The following is a 17,982-nucleotide window of genomic DNA, read 5'->3' as shown; positions in this document are numbered from 1 at the left end:
ATTTAGGTTATGGAAGGACTGTTACTATGGAAGAAATTATTCGAACCGTTAACTTGACAAAGCAATACGGGAATAAAGTCACTGTAGATCGCGTTTCGATTTCCGTTAAGAAAGGAGAAATCTATGGATTCTTGGGGTTGAACGGTGCAGGAAAAACGACAACCATCCGAGCTCTTCTCGGAATGAGCAAGCCTTCTTCTGGAGAAGTGTATTTGTTTGGTCAGCGCTGGGAGAATGGGAATCCCGATTTGTCAAGACGAGTAGGTTATATGGTGGAAGTTCCCTATGCCTACCCTACCTTTACGGTTAGGGAAAACTTGAGTTTGATGGCCAGGTTGCGAGGATTATCTGTTCCGAGGGCAATTAACGAAATTATGGAGCAATTGAATTTGACCCAATATGCAGATAGTAAGGCAAGAGATTTGTCACTTGGTAACGCGCAGAAACTTGGATTGGCCAAAGCGTTAATTCATAAGCCGGACGTTCTGATTCTCGATGAACCAACCAATGCGCTTGATCCAGCCGGAATTGTCGAGATAAGGGAGATGCTGAAAGCTCTAGCTTCTCAACAAGGAGTTACCGTGTTTATATCGAGCCATATCCTTGAGGAAATGTCTAAAATGGCTTCTCGAATCGGCATTATTCACAAAGGCGTATTACTTGAAGAACTGACGACAAAAGACTTTGAAACCATCCGCCGAAAGAGGTTGATAATCGGAACAAAGGATGATCGGAAGGCTCAAGCTATTCTTTCAGACTCCGGGTATGCGGTACATTCGACTTCGAATAACGGATTTGCGCTACCGGATGATCATGCCGTTAAGCATCCCGAACATATTGCGAGACTGCTTGCTCATCATGAAGTACCACTCACCATGCTTAACATTGAAGAGGAGAATTTGGAGCATTATTTTCTCAATGTAATCGGAGCCGAGGAGGAAAAACGGATTGAGACCATTGTTGACAGCCTGTAGTGTTGAAGTTTACAAATTGCGTCGTTCCTATGTTTTATGGGGCACGCTTCTGTTTATATTGTTTGTCATCACATTGTTCTTAGGACAGCCCAATTGGCCTTCCTTTTTTGAACGGACTGCGTTTTTGTATGCATCTGTGTTTGGGCTGCTGGGGTTTGGATTGGTAACAAGTTGGACATTTGGCCGAGAGTATTCCGATCGAACGCTCAAGGATTTGCTCGTTTTGCCTGTATCACGTGGTAAAATCGCGATTGCCAAATATGTCGCAATTATATTCTGGTGTTTTGTAATGATGTTGATCAGCTTTGCTTATGCCTTAATACTTGGTTTTGCTATTGGACTTCCTGGCTTTTCGTTTGCGATAGTACAACATTATTTGTTCCTAATACTTATCATTGGCGCTCTCCACCTATTATTAAGTGCGCCTCTTGCCCTATTGGCCTGTATATCGCGTGGTTATCTGGTACCGATCGGCTTTGCATTTACAACTTTAATGTTGGCATTGGTGTTCGGGCCTACCGCCATTGGAGCTTATCTGCCTTGGTCTGTACCTGCTTTGCATTTGCAGGAAAGCGGAGTATCTTTATTTCCCTTGTTGGGTACTAGTTATTTACTGGTTTTCTTAATCGGATTCCTAGGTCTCATTGGAACGGTTAAATGGTTACAAAACAGGGAGCAGTGATTGCCAGCCTCTTCATTTTTGCAAAGATCAAGCTTTTGATGCAGGAGCTTTCGTCTTACCTACTTTTCTTTTAATCAGCTAGCTAACTAATTGTTCAGTTGCCCAGCTAATATTACCTGTACCCTTTTGCATTCGCATCCTTCAACATATATCTGAGCTCTGTAGCATAGGAAGGCTCAAGCATATGGTCGATAGGTCCTCCCTCCATTCATCTTCAGCGTCAGCTAAAAGGATATAGAAATAGCGGCATTTTAGGACACAAAATCCCAGAATGCCGCTGTACGTTCCCCGTTAGTATATCAATGCAACAACTCTGCAGTACAGAGGAGTTAACGTACAATGAGAACTGGGCAAATTGATAGCTGTGAAACCTTATGGCTGACATTAATCAAGATAACTTGAGTTGGTTTGTTTCGGGCTATTTCAACGGTTTCCTTTACCTACAATACTTCATATTCTCTTCTACCTTCTTACTTTATATTCCTTGTAACATTGAATACTTTCGATAAGCTTTATAATAACTACTACCATAGAAAATAACCATAATAGCGGGAAGCGACCTTAAAAGAGCAAATGGTGTTTCAAATAAAATTGCTTTCCAAAATAGTGCACCTTCCATACTCCAAAGACCTTCAGCTAAAAATATACCAGAATCCTTGTAAAGCATATAACAAAAAGTCAGTAACAGTATACCTAAACCAGATGAATAACCCATCACTCTTTTATAATAATTAATCTTCGATTGACGATCCGAGAAAATTTCATTCTGGTCAACATCTTCTTTTTGCCAGTATCGAATCCCCCCTAGCAAGGGACCATCGATATACGTCCAACCAAAGTCTTCATATATCCCTTTGTAATCTTTGAACTTTTTCTTTGATAAATAATCTTGATAATCCAGTCGCATCACATATCTCTTGTCTGTTTTTTCGAAAGTGTATATTCCTAATCCACTAATTTTTGTACAGCGATAGCCTTTTTTTGATTGATCGTTCAGCCATTGCTCCTCTTTTTCAATATCAAAAAATATCTTAAATTTCTTCATTCAATCCACTTCCTTCGTACAGGGATAAAATATGCAATAATCTGTTTTGTTCCATTTTCAAAATGGTCCTTCCTTCTGCAGTTATCATATAAACTTTCCTTCGACCTGATTCTCCGACAGGTTCTATCCAACCATGCTTATTTAAATTTTCAATCGCACCATATAACGTACCCGCTGCTAAAATAACTGTACCGTTGCTTGTCTCTTCTATCTTCTGCATAACGGCATAACCATGGAGTGGCTCACGCAATGCTAATAGAATATAATGCATAGTTTCAGACAACGGTAATAATTTATGTTTCATTTCGCACCCTCTATTCAGTTTGACTGTACAGTTCAACTTAGCAATAACATAATACAGTTCAACTGAATAATCAACAACATTTTCAATTATTAAGTAAAAACTCGATAAAAAAGGGGGGAAATCAACCTGCAAAGATGCTTTATACTACGTAAAGAAAAGCAACTTTTTTATGTAGACTTGTTGAAGTTGTCTCATACAATGTGTACATTTTCATGCATTATGGTTCTTAATTAGGTTCACGTGCATGTGATCTTAGATTAGATATATATCTAATCGGTAATCGGACTATCTTCTTGTCCCTCGACAAGAACGCCCCATTAAATTTTGGCCTTTGATGTTGTGGCAAAAAAGTTGTGGTTGTACTTCTATCATACTTGTTAGTTCTCTTATGAGGGATTAAAGCCAAGCAGTTTTCCCAGTACAAGTCCTTAAAGTTTAACTTCTCCACCTCACCTATACCACATGCTGTAGAAAATAGAAATTCTAGAAGACTTCTCTCCCTTATGGTCTGACAAGAGATTCTTAAATGAATCACATCTTCTTCCATCCCGCTTCTTCAATTTTGGCTCACGTAGTTATATGGAAGGATTGCTAGATAGATAGGTTTCTTCGTATGCAAACCGAGAAAGTACAAAACGGATACGGGGCCCTAAGTTGCGTGGCTTTAAACGATCCGATTGCTTGGCTAAGTATTCCTTCAGGAGATTTAGAGTTAACCCTGATATATCTACATCCCCCTCATAATGATTCCAAAGTTCACTTAAAATCATAATAAAACCTCCTATAAGAGCAATTAATTCTAGTTGCTTCAAATAAGATGTTTTAGACTGGGGCTATTAACTAAGGTTCCCATTTTATTTAATGAGTTCCTTAGGCGGCTGAAGTCCTTCGACTTGCTCGCGGGTCTACCGGCTCGTCTACCGCTCCCTACTCCACATCCACATTACACGTTGACAATTTGCTTCAATGATTTTATGATGAATTAAAATTCATTCAATAAAGGAGCTTCCAAAGTGCCCCGTACACCTGAGCAATACGAGGCTATGCGCCTTGCAACCCGCACCAAAATTCAGACAGCGGCGATGCGGCTGTTTGTTCGTCAAGGATACGGCTCCACCAATGTGCAGCATATTGCCGATCAGGCTGGCATTAGCACCGGTCTGCTGTACCGCCATTACAAAACAAAGGATCAGCTATTCGAGGAACTGGTGCAGTTCGCCATGGCCGGACTTGAGACGCTGATCGCGAGATTTCAGACCAGTGATGAGCCTGCTGAGGAACTGGCACGGTTCGCGAACGAGGTGTATCTCGATCTGTCTTCTGGCGATGACTTGGGGCACCTCTTATTGCTGATGTCACAATCCTTCTTCTCCACGGAGACGGACGGTCGGAAAGCGGCTCTCAAGCAGATTAATACCGATCTACTGCAAGCGACTGCCACGCTCATCGTTCAAGGACAGCGGCAGGGCCAGCTCCGTGAAGGGAACGCTTTTGAGATGGCACAATATTTCTTTTCCTCCATTCAGGGGCTGGCGATGATGAAGGTGATGCTGGAGGAAAAATTCACGATGCCGTCGAGATCGCTCTTGACCTTAGTATTCGAAAAGGAAGGTGAAACGTTATGAAGTACTCGGGCGCATTTGAGGTTGTCCGCGCAGACCACGCGGGTGTACAGGTCAGAAACCAGATGGCGGAGATTTTCGCCGACGGCTTCTCGCAGTGGCTCACGTATTTTTCTAAAGACCGAGATGTCACCGCAAAGGCGTTCGCCCATATGTTCGTGCTAGATCAATTTTATGTGGCTCTCGCTGGCGATCGGGTGGCGGCCTTCGGCGCATGCACGGACTGTCAGAGCTTCTCCCTAGAACTTCAGAGCGCACCGCTCCGCAGGCATCTGGGTTGGTTCAAGGGTTCGATGGCGGCACTCATTCTGAAGAGGGAGTTCCAAAAACCGTTTGTCGACCCGCCGGCCGAAACGGGATCGGTCGAGTTTATCGGTACTGCCTTATCCTTCCGCGGCCAAGGAGCGGCTTCGGCAGTTATTAAACATATGCTGGTTCATTTGCCGTACCGTAACTATCTCATAGAAGAGGTTGCCGATACCAATGTCCCGGCCATTCGATTGTATGAGAAGCTGGGGTTCACAGAGTACAAACGCAAGTCCCTATCTCCCAGGCAGGCCCGTATATCAGGTATCAATCACATGGTCTCGTTGTGTTTCGAGAAGGCCTAAGCGCCACAACAAGCTTGAACAACTTGCGCCGACAATATTTATAAGATCTGCGTATCTTTCAGATAAAAGTTATATTTACTAGGTTCTTAAAATTATCCAAACTATAAAATACCCGAGAACCGATTGAACTATTCTGCCCATTAGTTGAACAAAAAGCAGCCGATCACATTGATCATCTGCTTCTTTGTATTATGAGCTATTGTTTCCCGTTAGCTTAATGAATTTATGGGTGAAATACCGATAAAATAAAAGAGTTTATAAATTATAGTTTACAGTTACAGTATGACGATTAAATAGAAAAGGGCTGCTAATCCAAAACGATATAGAGCAAACCACTCCAATCGAAGTCGCTTGATCAGTCTAATAAACGTTACTACCGCAATCATAGCCACAAGAAAGGATGTCATAAAGCCAATTAACATTAGATAAAAATCGTCTAAACTAAGTAAATCGCGGCTATCATATAAGTCCAACAAGGTAGCACCAAACATAACAGGTACAGAAATAATGAACGTAAAATCTGCGGCAGCTTTTTGGCTAGTACCGAGCAAAAGGCCACCTGAAATCGTCGAACCTGATCTCGAAAAACCTGGCCACAAAGCTAGACATTGGAATAAGCCAATCCCAAAAGCTTGTTTGTAACTAATCATATCAATTGTATCAACGCTGGTAGTTCTCTTACTCTGTGCTGCGATGATCATTAACAAACCACCAGCAACTAAACCAATTAAGACAGGTTTAGGGCCGAATAATTGACTTTTTATAGTGTCCTTTAGTAGAAGATATACGATTAATGCTGGTAGCATAGCCAAAATCATATGTATTACGTTTAATTCTTTACTTTTTGAAAAATCCATTTTAATTAAGTTTGACCCAATCTCCATATACCTTTTCCAATAAAGAATTAGAACTGCCATCACTGCACCCAACTGTATAACAATTTTAAAGGTTATTGCCGCGTCTCCCTCAAAGTTAAGTAAATTGCCTGCTAAAATAAGATGTCCAGTAGATGATACTGGTAAGAATTCAGTCAAGCCTTCTATTATGCCAAGTATTATTGCTTTTATTACATCAGTCATTAGAAGATATCCCCTTTACGAAAATAAACTTGCTTAACAAGTTCAAGTATAAGAGTAAATGACTATATTTCCCATCGATTAGCATAACAATATTCATTTCAGTGTGACATTATTGTCACATCATTTAAATGATATACAGATCATATTGATGTATCTTGTAAAACTAACCTGCGCGTTAGCTAAATGAATTAACAAGGAAAAGAATCGATTAGTTATATGTCTAATCGGTAATCGGACCATGTTCTTGTCCCTCGACAACACATGAACATTGTTCCTTAAAAAACAACAACATTGAGGGCGGTCGCTCTTCTGTGAAGACCGAGACATCCATACCTGAATACAAAGAATCCATTGTGGGTCAAATGTTGCAAGGGATTCAACTTGGGGCAGGTCAAAAAGCTGGTGATCCTGTTAAATTAGCTGAGGCACTCATTCAAATTGTTGAAACTCCCGGCCCCTCTCCGTTTGCTTCTTGGGCAACAAGCTTATCAAGCGGCCAAACACAAATTCACAACACTGCTTGAAAGCATGGAAGAATGGAAAGGAACAACACTTGATGCCGATTATCAAGATTAAGACTAAGCGATAAAATAAGATGATAGCAGAATCGAATCCTCTTATCATTTTATAAAGGTCCAACGAATTGAGCATACAATGGAGCTTCAATATTTAAGTTCAAACTTAAAGAAAATATAAAATGCCGCTAATGTTAGCGGCATTTTATATTCATGTTACTCCTTGCTTTCTACTTGTCTACGTTACTTTTTGATCTGTTAATTTCCAACCCTTTGTAATCAAACCAATCAAAATCAACATAAGAAGAATTTTTGATATCGTAGTGTAGTTGATCAACACTGTCTACTGAGTTTAAATCGACTTGTGTGCTTGCATACATGCCGATGTATGTTCCCGTAAATCCCCCAGCACGATCTGTACTGAGCAACCGACCATCAACATATTCGACTAAGACTTCCCATTCATGCATATCGCCTAAACGATAATAAAAACTGTATTGCTGTTGTTGCGCCTCCACTTTCAACTGGATGATACTGGTGTTCCAAGGTATTGAACCCAGCAGCCTTTCCTCACCATCTTCACGCTCCATAAGTTGAATGACAGGCTCTCCTTGTTTTAGTGTTAACTCAAATCGAAAATGATGATTCGCGTTATGAAAAAGAGTAAGACCGGCTGCTTCTCCTTCATGTTGCGGTTTGAATTCCAGTTGTGTTGCTGCGTAAAAGCACAAATGTTGTTGACGGCGTCCCACAAATGCCGGGTTTCCTGAATCCGTCAGTTGGTCGCATTTCAATCTTAATCGCAAATGTCCCGGTCGCTGGGTTAAGCTCCAGAACTCGCCGCGCGGAGTTCGAAGAAAATTCCACTCTGGAGACAGACGGTCCTCGTCGAAATCCTCTCTAACAGGTTTACTTAGCCACTTCATTTCAGGCAAGTCTGGCGATATTGTTTCCAGTTCCAGTCTGCCAACACCCGGACTGACAACCGGCCACTCCTCTTCCCATCGAACAGGAGTCAGGAATGTTTCCCGACCCAGGTTCCGGTAATATCCTCCAGCCGTTCTGGATGCAAGGCAAAACAACCACCAGTCGCCTTGCTGGGTCTCAATTAATTCGGCATGGCCTACATTCACGATTGGATAATCTCTACCGAGATGCCGATGTGTGAGAATTGGATTGGCTCGGTGACCTTCAAAGGGACCTGTGATGTGGCGGCTTCGTGCAATCGTTACCGCATGTGTATGGCCGGTTCCTCCTTCTGCAATTAACAGGTAATACCAGTCATCTTTTCTATAGATATGCGGTCCTTCCTGAGCATGGGCAACTTTGAGCGCCCCCTGCCAGATGCTCACTTTTTCACCAACAAGCTTACCCTGCTTTAAATCAATTTCCTGGAGCCAGATATCCATATGTTTGGGATAGTCTTGACCTGCTGGTGGGATTCGATTCCCGGTGTAGTAGGTTCGCCCGTCTTCGTCAAAGAAAAGCGACGGATCAATACCTGGCGCATCATCCAGCCATACCGGATCAGACCAGTCACCTGACGGATCGGTAGTGGTTACATAGAAGTTATGTTCTTTCTTTTCATTATCAACAAATGTAGTAATCATATAGAATGTGCCGTTATGATAACGAATCGTTGGAGCCCATATGCCCCGAGAAGGCATAATCCCATCCAAATTAAGCTGTGGAGCACGATCAAGAACATGGCCTAGCTGCTGCCAATGAACCAGATCTTTACTATGGAATAACGGTACGCCCGGAAAATATTCAAAACTGGACGTAACGAGATAATAATCTTCTCCTACACGAATGGCCGACGGGTCTGGATGAAATCCCGGCAACACAGGGTTGCGAAATGTTTTCACGTGAAGTTCTCCTTCATTAATATGTTATGGATTATCGATCTCAGCCTTCTCTTGCACGAGTGAAAGTTCTAAAGCCGGATTCCAATCATCCGCTCCTGCAAAGAGCTGGGCAGGCAGATATTTCTCTGCTTCTTCTGCAGTCAACTGAGTCGTCCAGTTAAAACGTGCTTTGGGATTCGCTCCAGGCCCATAACTGGCAAATTCGGCAAAACGTGCCGTCCGTTCATTATCCGAGTTACTCCAGTTATTCCATCCGGATGAGCTGATGTGATTATCCATATAACTGTTGATATAGACTACATTAGCATAAGGTCTCCACGGTCTGCCAAGAGGTATCGTACCAGCAAGACCTGATTCGCCAGTAATGCGGCTATTCAGGAATACATAACCAGACTGCTCTTCCGCAGTGGATGCTGCTGTAACGTAACCATTGCTTAAGCTGTGAATGACACTGTTCTCAAACAATGCAGTTGCATTGCCAAAGATAAAGTCAACATCACCTTCAATATAACTGTCCACATAATATTGTCTTCCATCGTTCACATAGAGTGTGTCCTGCCATCCCTTTAGGCTAACGTCTCGGAATACCAGACGATCACCACGAGCTAACAGAGCAACCGCTTGACCTGCATTGTCGCCAGCATCATTCTGTATTGTCAGATGCTCAGCCGTAAAATCGTTTGTCTGCACCCGAAAACTATAGCTGCCTGAGGTGCCGAGAGGATTGCCGGATGAATCCAATGTGCTGGCAGAATCACCATAGATCAGCACAGTACCCTCCCGGCTCTCGCCAATGATTCGCAGATGTTTTTTGCTGGACGGTACATCCAGCTTCTCACGGTAGACTCCGTCCTTGATTCGTATGATGGTAGGAAGCGTGCTATTGTCAGGAACCGCATGAATGGCTTCCTGAACCTGTTCATATTGTGCACTTCCATCAGATGACACTGTTAGAACGGGTGCAGGAATTTCAGATATTGGAGCGGAAGACATGCTCTCGCCAACTTCATTAAACGAAGTAATGACGTAATAGTAGACAGTGCCATTGATTAACTGTGTATCAGAAAATGAAGTATCATCTACACTGGAAGCTACAGTAACGAACGGCCCTTCGGGTGATTCACTTCGTTTCACTGCATAATACTCAGCTCCCTCGGCTTCTTGCCAAGCAAGAGAGATTTTACTTTCATCTGGCTCTGCACGAATCTCCGACGGAGGCTGAGGCCTACCATCATCCAATGCTGGTCGAGTGCCAGCGGTTGCGGAGTCAAGGCTTCGTGTACCTTGAGCAAGTGCAGTCACCTTGTAATAATAGGGCTTACCGTTCACGAGTCCTGTATCCAGATAGGAAGTTCCAGATTCCTGATCAGCAATGACTTCGTAAGTTCCAGTCACGGACGTTGCACGCTTGATCACGTAAGTCGAAGCTCCTTCTATAGCTTCCCATGCGATAGAAACGGATTCGGGAAGAGGCTCTACTGTGACTTTAGGAGTAGATAGAGCCATGGTCGGTCTTATAGAAACAGGGGCAGAATCTGCTCCCTCTCCTCCAATCCCAGTAGCAGATACGACGTAATAGTAGGTCGTTCCATTATCCAGTCCTCCATCCCGAAACGTAGGAACAGGCGTACGAGATGCCACAGTTGTATACGGGCCTTCAGCCTGCAAACTGCGTTTTACTGTATAGTAGTTAGCTGCTTCGACTTTTTCCCACGTTAAATCTGCTTGTGTATTTCTAGCAACAGCCATCAGACTCTCAGGCACTTCCGGCCGCACAGCATCCTCCGAGGGTGTCACTGAAGACGTATTCGAGTTGCCGCTCTCGCCCAAAGGACCAACGGCCGTCACGACATATGTGTAGGTCGTTCCATTGGTGACCTCTTCGTCAATGTAGGTTGTCTCAGTTAATTCAGAAGCAATCAATTCATAGTCGTTCTCGGACTGGATACTACGCTTTACATTGTACGTAGAAGCTCCATCCGCTTCCTCCCAGTGTAATCTCACCATACCATTGCCTGGCTCCGAGCGTAGCCCTTTAGGAGAACTAACTGGTTCAACATAGAGTTTTACATTGTCATAGAACAACGTTCCTTTACCCGTGCCTGGTGTTCTGGCAAACATTCGTCCAACACCATCGGCAGCCACATCGGCCTGGAACGGCACATCATCTGCGACGCGCACATCATCAACGTATATATCCGCTTTTTGCGAGGCTACATTGCCAACGATCTTTAAGCTGTACCAGCGGTTATTGACCGGTGCATCCATTAATTTGTAATCTTCGCCTTCTTTTTTGTAAATTAGCGTATATTGATCCTCAGCTACCGGAGCAGAAGGTTTGCGTAGCTCGATGGAGAGTGCGGTGCGACTTCCCGTTCCATTTTGCAATTGCAGTACCGTTGATGTGCCAGGCCAGCCTTGAGACATAATATCAGCTTCAAACACAAAGCTGTCCCGTTGTGGTGGGAAGGATCTCACGAATTGAGAAATGCCAACCCCATTGTCGTACAGCATGAGCGCTTTAGAAGATGAGTTCCCCGTTGTTCCTGTAGGAACAGGCGTCACAACGACTTTGAGATCGGCTGTCTGTGGATCAGGTAACACAGTGTAACTTGCTGGGATTGTATTGGTTTCGATATCCTCAAAATCATCATTTATATCATGAATTGTCTCCGGCTCTCCTTCCGCTGATGCACTAGCTTCATTTGAGTAGAAGCTTGTGCCATGATCATTCATAGCCTTTACAGCGTAATAATAGGATTTACCTACAGTGAGATTGGGATCTGTGTAGCTGGTGATCGTGATACCCTCTTGCTGCAAAGTGTATGGCCCACCAGGAATCTCTGATCTATATATCGAATAAGAGTCCGCACTTTGCACTTCATCCCAATGTAAGTGAATGGACTTAAGATCTGGCTCAGCTACAAGTTCAGTGGGTGCTATTGGGAAATCAGCAGGCAACTCCTGAACAGATGCATTGGAGAAAACAGATATATTGAGCTTATCAACTTCATCATCCGGTTTGGAAGCATCGGCTGCCAATCCGATGTAGACCGTTTCGTCTGCTGGGAATGATTGTGAATCGATAACAAACCAGTCGTTACCATCCTTGGATACGAGTGAGTTCACTTGATCCCCAAGTCGCACAAGCTTTACCCAATACGGGAGTGTGACCATACCACCTTTTTCCTGATGTGCAACTTCGTTACCTGCTCCGTCACGAACGAGGCTAACTGCTTGTTGTCCACCCTTTACATAAGTGACCATGGCGGCAATAAACGGGGATGATGCATCCAGACTTTTACGAATCATGACACCTGCTTCCGCACCATCGTCGGTAGCTGTCACCTGATCAACTCTAGCTACAATCTCACCATTTCCTTCTAAGGCTTGGTAAGCATAGTGGAAATGATCCGTCTCTCCACTGATATCTCCAGCTGATTTTACCGTAACTTCAGTATCGCTAGCTCCCAATTGGGTATGACCCTTAATGCCCGGTTCTCCAATATCGGCGGATGACCAAGGGGCAATACTGTTCTGCTTGTGAACATGTACCGTGACATTGTTGGACTGCGTTGAAGTACCTGAGTCATCAATTGCTTGGGCAGTGAGATAATGTGTGCCATCCTGCACATTTTCCCAAGTAAACGTGTAAGGCGCTGTATCATCTTCCCCCAGTTTCACATCGTTTTGGTAAAATTCCACTTTGGCAATGCTACCGTCTACATCAGAGGCAGAAGCAGTGATCCCAACGGAAGAACCTTCAGTCTGAACGGTATGGTTGGCAGGTGATTGAATTTCAACCGTAGGATTAATAGATCCATTGCCAGCAATGCTGTTCAGATAAACTTCCAGATAGGTATAACCTGATTCATGTGTCTCATTGCGGTCAGCAGAATCATTAGGATCGAGTCCCATGCTGATCTCCCATTCATCAGGAATACCGTCATGATCAGAGTCAACCAGAGCTGACGCCGTCTCCTCGAACTCAAGGTAACCCCCGACTTCCTTTTGCGAATTAATATGTTGTCCGGTGCGATTCTTCACATCGTTTACGATTCGTGCATCTATGGCGTCTCGTCTTGGCAGACTTGCACCTGCCTTTGCAAGGACTTGCTTATAGGCTATCTCTGCATCGTCGATGGATGCGGGATTAGCCATCTGCACTGGCGAGAGTAGTTTGGAATCTGGATTCGCAAGTTCACCCACACCTAACCAGTTGTCCGCTGTGACATCGGGATAACCGTCCACGACATTGCCACTCACATGTATACGTGTATCAGGGCCAACATCGAGGAAAATTTGATCCCGGGCGTTGCGATACGTATTCAGTCCATATTTATAATAGTTATTCATGAGGTTATAATTGCCTTCCTCACCGCCATAAGCAGAGAAGAACCCCCAATTATAGACAATATTGTTGTAGGACTCGGTATTAAAACCAGGAGCTCCTGCAAATCTTGGGTTACGGCTTACATTGTGAGCAATGATATTGTGATGGTAAGACGTGTTGTTCCCGCCCCAGATGCCTGCATATCCATGTCGCCCCTTCTGATGCGTGGTCATCAGCATGCTCTCAGCAATGACAGACCACTGCACAGTTGTATTCTCGTTGGCGTACATACTCAGCACTTCATCGACAGACCAGGTAAACGATGAGTGGTCGATCATAATGTTTTTGTGGTATCGCCCGCCAAATACGTCATCCTCACTTGGGTGCTTATCCCCGAGCCGAAAGCGCATATGTCTGACGATAATGTTATCTGCTTGGAATGTAGTCCAATAATCCGATACGGTAATGCCTTCTCCTGGAGCTGTCTGTCCAGCAATCGTGATATTAGAACCGGTAATCGCCAGAGGGGATTCCAGATGAATCGTTCCTCCCACTCTGAATACAACGGTTGTATCGCTGTGACTAACGGCATCTCGAAGAGATCCGGGGCCGGAATCGGAGAGGGTGGTCACTTCATATACCGATCCTCCCCTACCACCTGTCACGTACTTACCGCCACCTTCAGCACCGGGAAATGCGGGTAATAACGGAGTAGCTTCATCTTCTGCAGCAACCATACCTGGTAGCACACTAAATAACATTGCAACGACCAATACGAATGATACAATTTTTTTCAACGAATCTTCCTCCTCCGGTTTACATGTATTTGTGCAGATGTTACCTCACTGAGAACCAGATGCTCATGCAGTAAATCTTTCTGTTACCTGGCATCACCTCCTCAACATAATGTAAGCGTTATCAATTAAAGGTGCGAAAACCGGTTGTAATCCGAAACCTATCCGTATTCTTCCTGCGATCACGTTCTAGGTTTCCGATACACCGGGTCTCGTCATAGGCAATTAAGCTTTGGCATGCATCAGGTACTCGTATTCGGTACATGCGAGCAAGAAGGCACCCAATCCTTTTTGATCATTGGTTTTAATCGGCTCACTTATATAATAAGCGTAACTTCCGTCACGTCGGGTATCTCCACCGAGCCCTGCCACCTGGCAGTTTTTGTAGAGATTCACCCAACCCTGATTGGTTTCCATTACGAATTCAGAGATTAATCCTGCATAAGCATGATTCAATACCGGTTCCCATTCCCGTGGTAACCATCCAAGGCGAATACCTTTGGCCAGGGCGTATACAATCATGCTGGATGCTGACGCTTCCAGGTAATTCCCTTTGCGATCCCCCTCATTCACCACCTGATGCCATACCCCGCTAGTTGTATCCTGATAAGTGCGCAGAGCGGCCATCGTATCCGTGAAAATATCAACCAACTTGCGATAATCGGGATGATGGTTCGGTAATAACTCCAGAACATCCACTAAAGCCATAACAAACCAGCCGATAGATCTGCCCCAAAAGTTAGGCGATTGCCCTGTTACCGAATGGCTCCAAGGCTGAACGCGTTTTTCATCCCAAGCATGATAGAGCAGTCCTGTAGCATCGTCTCGGGTATGTTTGGCACACAATATAAATTGTTTGGTTACATCATTCAATAATTCCTCTTCGGGTTCCCAACGAATCAAATACTCCAGATAGAACGGCGCTCCCATATAGAGACCGTCCAACCAGATCTGGTAAGGATATACTTGCTTGTGCCAGAAAGCTCCCTCTGACGTGCGGGGGTGAGTCACAAGTTGTTCACGTAACAGATCTCCTGCAAGCTTATATTTTACTTTCCCTGTCCTGTCATAAAGGCCGAACATCAGCTTGCCATTATTCAAATGATCGATATTATGTTCTTCCATCCGGTATCCCCGAACAGATCCATCATCTTGAACAAAATAATCCATATTATACTGGATGTATTGCGCATATTGCTCATCACCTGTCGCTTGCCATAACCGTTCAAATCCTTTTAACACTACTCCATAATCATAAGACCACTTGCCGTGGTGCCCGTTTTCTTCATACAGCTTAGGGGTTCGCTCCATGATGGATGCGGCTGTTTTGGCTGCCCATAAATCCTTAACAGATTTCGTTTCAAGCATCTGTAGAGTTCCTCCTCCGCACTATTTGCTGTTTATTTTTTGTTTAATACGGCTTGGTGCGCTGCCTCATATTCGGTAATGATTTTGTCTCCACCTGATTTTTTCCAGGTATCAATTGCATTCTGGAAGCCAGCACGATCCATCTTGCCCAGGATATACTTGTAAGTCGCATCCGTGATGATCTTCTGCAATTCAGAGCCTTGTTCTGAGAACGTTGGTGATTCCAGCGAGTACACCGGGTTCAGCACGGCAAAGGTTGTATTTTCCTCAATTAACCGTGTAGATTCAATACGGAGCGGGTCAGCATCCATAATGGCATACCCGTTCTCGTTGGGGCGCGAGGAAGAAAATGGCTGTACCTCTTGCTCCCATAGCTTGGTATCAATAATTGTGGCACCATTGTTCTCGTCGAGGCTATAATGCACATCTTTGATACCGTAGGTCATCAAGGTAAACACCTCTTCACTCATCAGATCATCCATAAACTTCAGAACCCGTTTCAATTCAGCTTCGTCTTTAACTTCCGATTTTGGGAAAGCAAGCAGTCCTCCTACACCATTGGACGTGGACCATATGGCCCGGTCACTTTCATTTCCCGTTGATGTAATATCATTCACCATGACGAGTTCCATGTCGTCCTGTACGCCATTGGCCAGATTAAACAGGCCTTTGCTGTCAAATAATGCACCCACATATATCCCGGCTTTGCCCTGAGCAAACCCCTCTTGTTGATCCTTCTTGGCGGTTACCGCGAAATCCTGATTAATGTACCCATTCTGGTACAACTCTTTCATATAATCCATGGCCTGGATATAACCCTCCGCTTCGAACTCGGGTGTCACTTTTCCATCCTCGCTAATGGCCCAGCCGCTTGGGGTGCCAAAGTAGGAGCTCAGTGTTTTGAATGCACCGAATACCAAGTCGCTCCGATCAATAAATCCTGTCGTATCGTTGGCTCCATTGCCATCAGGGTCTTGCTCCGTGAAGGCTTTGGCAACTTCCATTAATTCGGCAGTTGTTTTGGGTACAGGTAATCCAACATGATCGAGCCAGTCTTTACGAAGAATGACACCGTTACGTGCAACCTGTTTTTGCATGGGTATACCGTACAACTTCCCCTCAATGGATGCGGAATTACGCATATCCTGAGAGATGCCTTCCAGATTTGGATATTCATCGAGATAAGGTCCAACTTCCCAGAAGACGCCTGCTTTCAGCGCATTTCGGACCGAAGAGTTTTCCAGAATGGTCAGGGAGACGATATCAGCCAGTGAACCTGAAGCAAGTGAGGTATTTAGGCGTTCTTCCTTGGAAGCATCGGGTATCCATGAAAATTGGATATCTACATCTGTGAACTCTTCAATCTTATTAAGTACCGTATCGGTCGGCGGCGAAGCAGTATGCATGATGTTTAACCAACTAATCGTTGTCTTTCCATCGGCATTGATGCCCGTATCGTTGTTCCCCCCGGAACAAGCGGAGAGAAGTAAGGTTCCACATAACGTAAACGCTAACAATTTGAAGGATCTAAATCTCATGTGTAACTCCTCTTTTCATATTTTTTTGTAGAGCCTACATCCTCACGATTCAATTAAGTTTCGACATTGCACTTCGTTCACTAGTAGACCCCGTCCTCACCCAACTTTTTCGCCAACCGGTTAGCGAGCATAACGAGTACCAGTCCAACCAAGCCCTTGAACAACCCTACTGTGGTGCTGAAGCTTAATTGACCGTTCTTTAAGCCGGCGGTGAAGATGTACGTATCGAAAATCTCTCCCACTTCGCGATTTAGCGAATTCAGAAGCAAATACATATGTTCGAATCCGAGTTCAAGCGTGTTGCCGATTTTAAGAATAAGCAATGTAATAATGACGGGACGAATGGCTGGCAAGGTCACATGCCACATTTTACGCAACCGTGATGCACCATCCATGTCTGCGGCCTCATAGAGTTGCGTATCCACCACGGTAATGGCTGCAAGGTAGATGATCGTAGACCAGCCTGCTTCCTTCCATATAATCTGTAAGATGTACATCGGACGAAGCCACTCCGGTGATGTCAAAAAGCTGATTTTGCTTCCTCCAAAGGCTGCAATAATTTCATTGACGACTCCCCCATCTACGCTGAGGAATACATATGTGATGGATACGATGATTACCCAGGACATGAAGTGTGGAATGTACACGATGGTCTGAATGGAATTTCTGAACATCTTGTGCCGTACTTCATTCATCATTAGGGCGAGTATAATGGGAATCGGAAAGAAGATCACCAACTCCAGCGCAAACAAAATCAAAGTGTTGCTAAGCAACATGGCAAAGGTCGGCTCCGTAAACAGACGAATAAAATGCTTGAAACCTACCCATGGGCTGTCCTTGATTCCGAGAAACGGTTGATAATCCTGAAATGAAATGATAAGTCCGCCCATGGGAAAATACTTGAAGATCACAAAGTACACGAAGCCGGGAAGAATCATTAAATAGAGAAGTTTGTTGGATGCAGCCCTTCTCAAATAATGAGTTAGTCCGGTCTTTCCGTATGCGTTGCGTTGCAACGAAACGACTGAGGGTTCTGATTCTCTCACTGCTTGCTAACCTCCTCGATCTGGATTTGCGTTGATTGCTTCCCAAGCATATTTCATGTAAGCGATTACGTACATAATCATTAGCTATTGTGGTTGAACAACTTCGCGTGTACCGGGGCTCTAGTCCATTTTTGTATTGGTTGATTGTAGTTCAGGATTATTATTCGTCCTGCTGATTATCAGGGTTCTCTATCCTCAAAAAC

14 protein-coding genes are annotated in these 17,982 nt (G+C 44.3%); 5 read left to right on the top strand and 9 right to left on the bottom strand.

The genetic code is table 11. From position 1 onward, the window contains the following. Positions 1–26 precede the first annotated feature (26 nt). A complete protein-coding gene (locus J2X75_RS08665; protein ID WP_307536064.1) occupies positions 27–974 on the top strand; it encodes an ABC transporter ATP-binding protein in 948 nt (315 codons plus the stop codon). Beyond that, on the top strand, positions 949–1,656 hold the full coding sequence (locus tag J2X75_RS08660) for an ABC transporter permease (RefSeq protein WP_307536066.1): 708 nt from the start codon (positions 949–951) through the stop codon (positions 1,654–1,656). The genes J2X75_RS08665 and J2X75_RS08660 overlap by 26 nt, the downstream gene beginning before the upstream one ends. A gap of 475 nt (positions 1,657–2,131) precedes the next feature. Here the strand turns inward: J2X75_RS08660 and J2X75_RS08655 are convergent, their stop codons facing one another. The 3 genes from J2X75_RS08655 to J2X75_RS08645 form a co-directional block, all read right to left on the bottom strand. Further along, positions 2,132–2,701 carry a DUF2812 domain-containing protein gene (locus J2X75_RS08655; protein WP_310335777.1) on the bottom strand — a complete coding sequence of 190 codons (570 nt, stop codon included), beginning with the start codon at positions 2,699–2,701 and terminating at the stop codon, positions 2,132–2,134. Further along, positions 2,688–3,005: a PadR family transcriptional regulator gene (locus tag J2X75_RS08650; protein WP_310335776.1), complete on the bottom strand. Its 318-nt coding sequence runs from the start codon at positions 3,003–3,005 to the stop codon at positions 2,688–2,690. The genes J2X75_RS08655 and J2X75_RS08650 overlap by 14 nt, the downstream gene beginning before the upstream one ends. A gap of 575 nt (positions 3,006–3,580) precedes the next feature. Next, positions 3,581–3,775, bottom strand: a complete 195-nt coding sequence (locus J2X75_RS08645; protein WP_310335775.1) for a hypothetical protein — start codon at positions 3,773–3,775, stop codon at positions 3,581–3,583. Positions 3,776–4,018: 243 nt separating this feature from the next. Here J2X75_RS08645 and J2X75_RS08640 point away from each other — a divergent pair, with 243 nt between their 5' ends. Both J2X75_RS08640 and J2X75_RS08635 read left to right on the top strand, forming a co-directional pair. Continuing rightward, positions 4,019–4,630 carry a TetR/AcrR family transcriptional regulator gene (locus J2X75_RS08640; protein ID WP_310335773.1) on the top strand — a complete coding sequence of 204 codons (612 nt, stop codon included), beginning with the start codon at positions 4,019–4,021 and terminating at the stop codon, positions 4,628–4,630. After that, a complete protein-coding gene (locus J2X75_RS08635) occupies positions 4,627–5,238 on the top strand; it encodes a GNAT family N-acetyltransferase (protein ID WP_307536069.1) in 612 nt (203 codons plus the stop codon). The genes J2X75_RS08640 and J2X75_RS08635 overlap by 4 nt, the downstream gene beginning before the upstream one ends. A 275-nt stretch (positions 5,239–5,513) precedes the next feature. Here the strand turns inward: J2X75_RS08635 and J2X75_RS08630 are convergent, their stop codons facing one another. Continuing rightward, entirely contained in the window at positions 5,514–6,317 is an 804-nt protein-coding gene (locus J2X75_RS08630) for an undecaprenyl-diphosphate phosphatase (RefSeq protein WP_310335771.1), read from the bottom strand. A gap of 311 nt (positions 6,318–6,628) precedes the next feature. Between J2X75_RS08630 and J2X75_RS08625 the strand changes: the two genes are divergently transcribed. Further along, positions 6,629–6,841: a hypothetical protein gene (locus tag J2X75_RS08625; protein ID WP_310335769.1), complete on the top strand. Its 213-nt coding sequence runs from the start codon at positions 6,629–6,631 to the stop codon at positions 6,839–6,841. Between the two features lie 221 nt (positions 6,842–7,062). Here J2X75_RS08625 and J2X75_RS08620 read toward each other — a convergent pair whose 3' ends face one another. From J2X75_RS08620 to J2X75_RS08600, 5 genes are all read right to left on the bottom strand, one after another. Beyond that, complete coding sequence (locus tag J2X75_RS08620; protein ID WP_310335768.1) at positions 7,063–8,700, bottom strand: glycoside hydrolase family 43 protein; 1,638 nt, start codon at positions 8,698–8,700, stop codon at positions 7,063–7,065. 24 nt (positions 8,701–8,724) lie between these two features. Continuing rightward, on the bottom strand, positions 8,725–13,830 hold the full coding sequence (locus J2X75_RS08615) for a pectinesterase family protein (RefSeq protein WP_310335766.1): 5,106 nt from the start codon (positions 13,828–13,830) through the stop codon (positions 8,725–8,727). 222 nt (positions 13,831–14,052) lie between these two features. After that, positions 14,053–15,195 carry a glycoside hydrolase family 88/105 protein gene (locus J2X75_RS08610; RefSeq protein ID WP_310335764.1) on the bottom strand — a complete coding sequence of 381 codons (1,143 nt, stop codon included), beginning with the start codon at positions 15,193–15,195 and terminating at the stop codon, positions 14,053–14,055. A gap of 32 nt (positions 15,196–15,227) precedes the next feature. Beyond that, the gene (locus J2X75_RS08605) at positions 15,228–16,733 is read right to left on the bottom strand and encodes an extracellular solute-binding protein (RefSeq protein WP_310335763.1); all 1,506 of its coding nucleotides are present in this window, start codon (positions 16,731–16,733) and stop codon (positions 15,228–15,230) included. A gap of 80 nt (positions 16,734–16,813) precedes the next feature. After that, positions 16,814–17,671 (bottom strand): ABC transporter permease, encoded by an 858-nt coding sequence (locus J2X75_RS08600; protein WP_145325524.1) that lies wholly within the window; start codon positions 17,669–17,671, stop codon positions 16,814–16,816. Positions 17,672–17,982 lie beyond the last annotated feature (311 nt).

Source organism: Paenibacillus sp. 2003 (genome assembly GCF_031455635.1).
In the GTDB taxonomy this organism is placed as follows: Bacteria; Bacillota; Bacilli; order Paenibacillales; family Paenibacillaceae; genus Paenibacillus; species Paenibacillus amylolyticus_B.
The sequence above is the reverse complement of the archived record's forward strand: the minus strand, read 5'-3'. Positions and strand labels throughout refer to the sequence as shown.

Coding starts and splice junctions, on each gene's coding strand:
- J2X75_RS08665 (WP_307536064.1), top strand. CDS start 27: ATGGAAGAAATTATTCGAACCGTTAACTTGACAAAGCAATACGGGAAT.
- J2X75_RS08655 (WP_310335777.1), bottom strand. CDS start 2,701: ATGAAGAAATTTAAGATATTTTTTGATATTGAAAAAGAGGAGCAATGG.
- J2X75_RS08650 (WP_310335776.1), bottom strand. CDS start 3,005: ATGAAACATAAATTATTACCGTTGTCTGAAACTATGCATTATATTCTA.
- J2X75_RS08645 (WP_310335775.1), bottom strand. CDS start 3,775: ATGATTTTAAGTGAACTTTGGAATCATTATGAGGGGGATGTAGATATA.
- J2X75_RS08635 (WP_307536069.1), top strand. CDS start 4,627: ATGAAGTACTCGGGCGCATTTGAGGTTGTCCGCGCAGACCACGCGGGT.
- J2X75_RS08630 (WP_310335771.1), bottom strand. CDS start 6,317: ATGACTGATGTAATAAAAGCAATAATACTTGGCATAATAGAAGGCTTG.
- J2X75_RS08610 (WP_310335764.1), bottom strand. CDS start 15,195: ATGCTTGAAACGAAATCTGTTAAGGATTTATGGGCAGCCAAAACAGCC.
- J2X75_RS08605 (WP_310335763.1), bottom strand. CDS start 16,733: ATGAGATTTAGATCCTTCAAATTGTTAGCGTTTACGTTATGTGGAACC.
- J2X75_RS08600 (WP_145325524.1), bottom strand. CDS start 17,671: ATGATTCTTCCCGGCTTCGTGTACTTTGTGATCTTCAAGTATTTTCCC.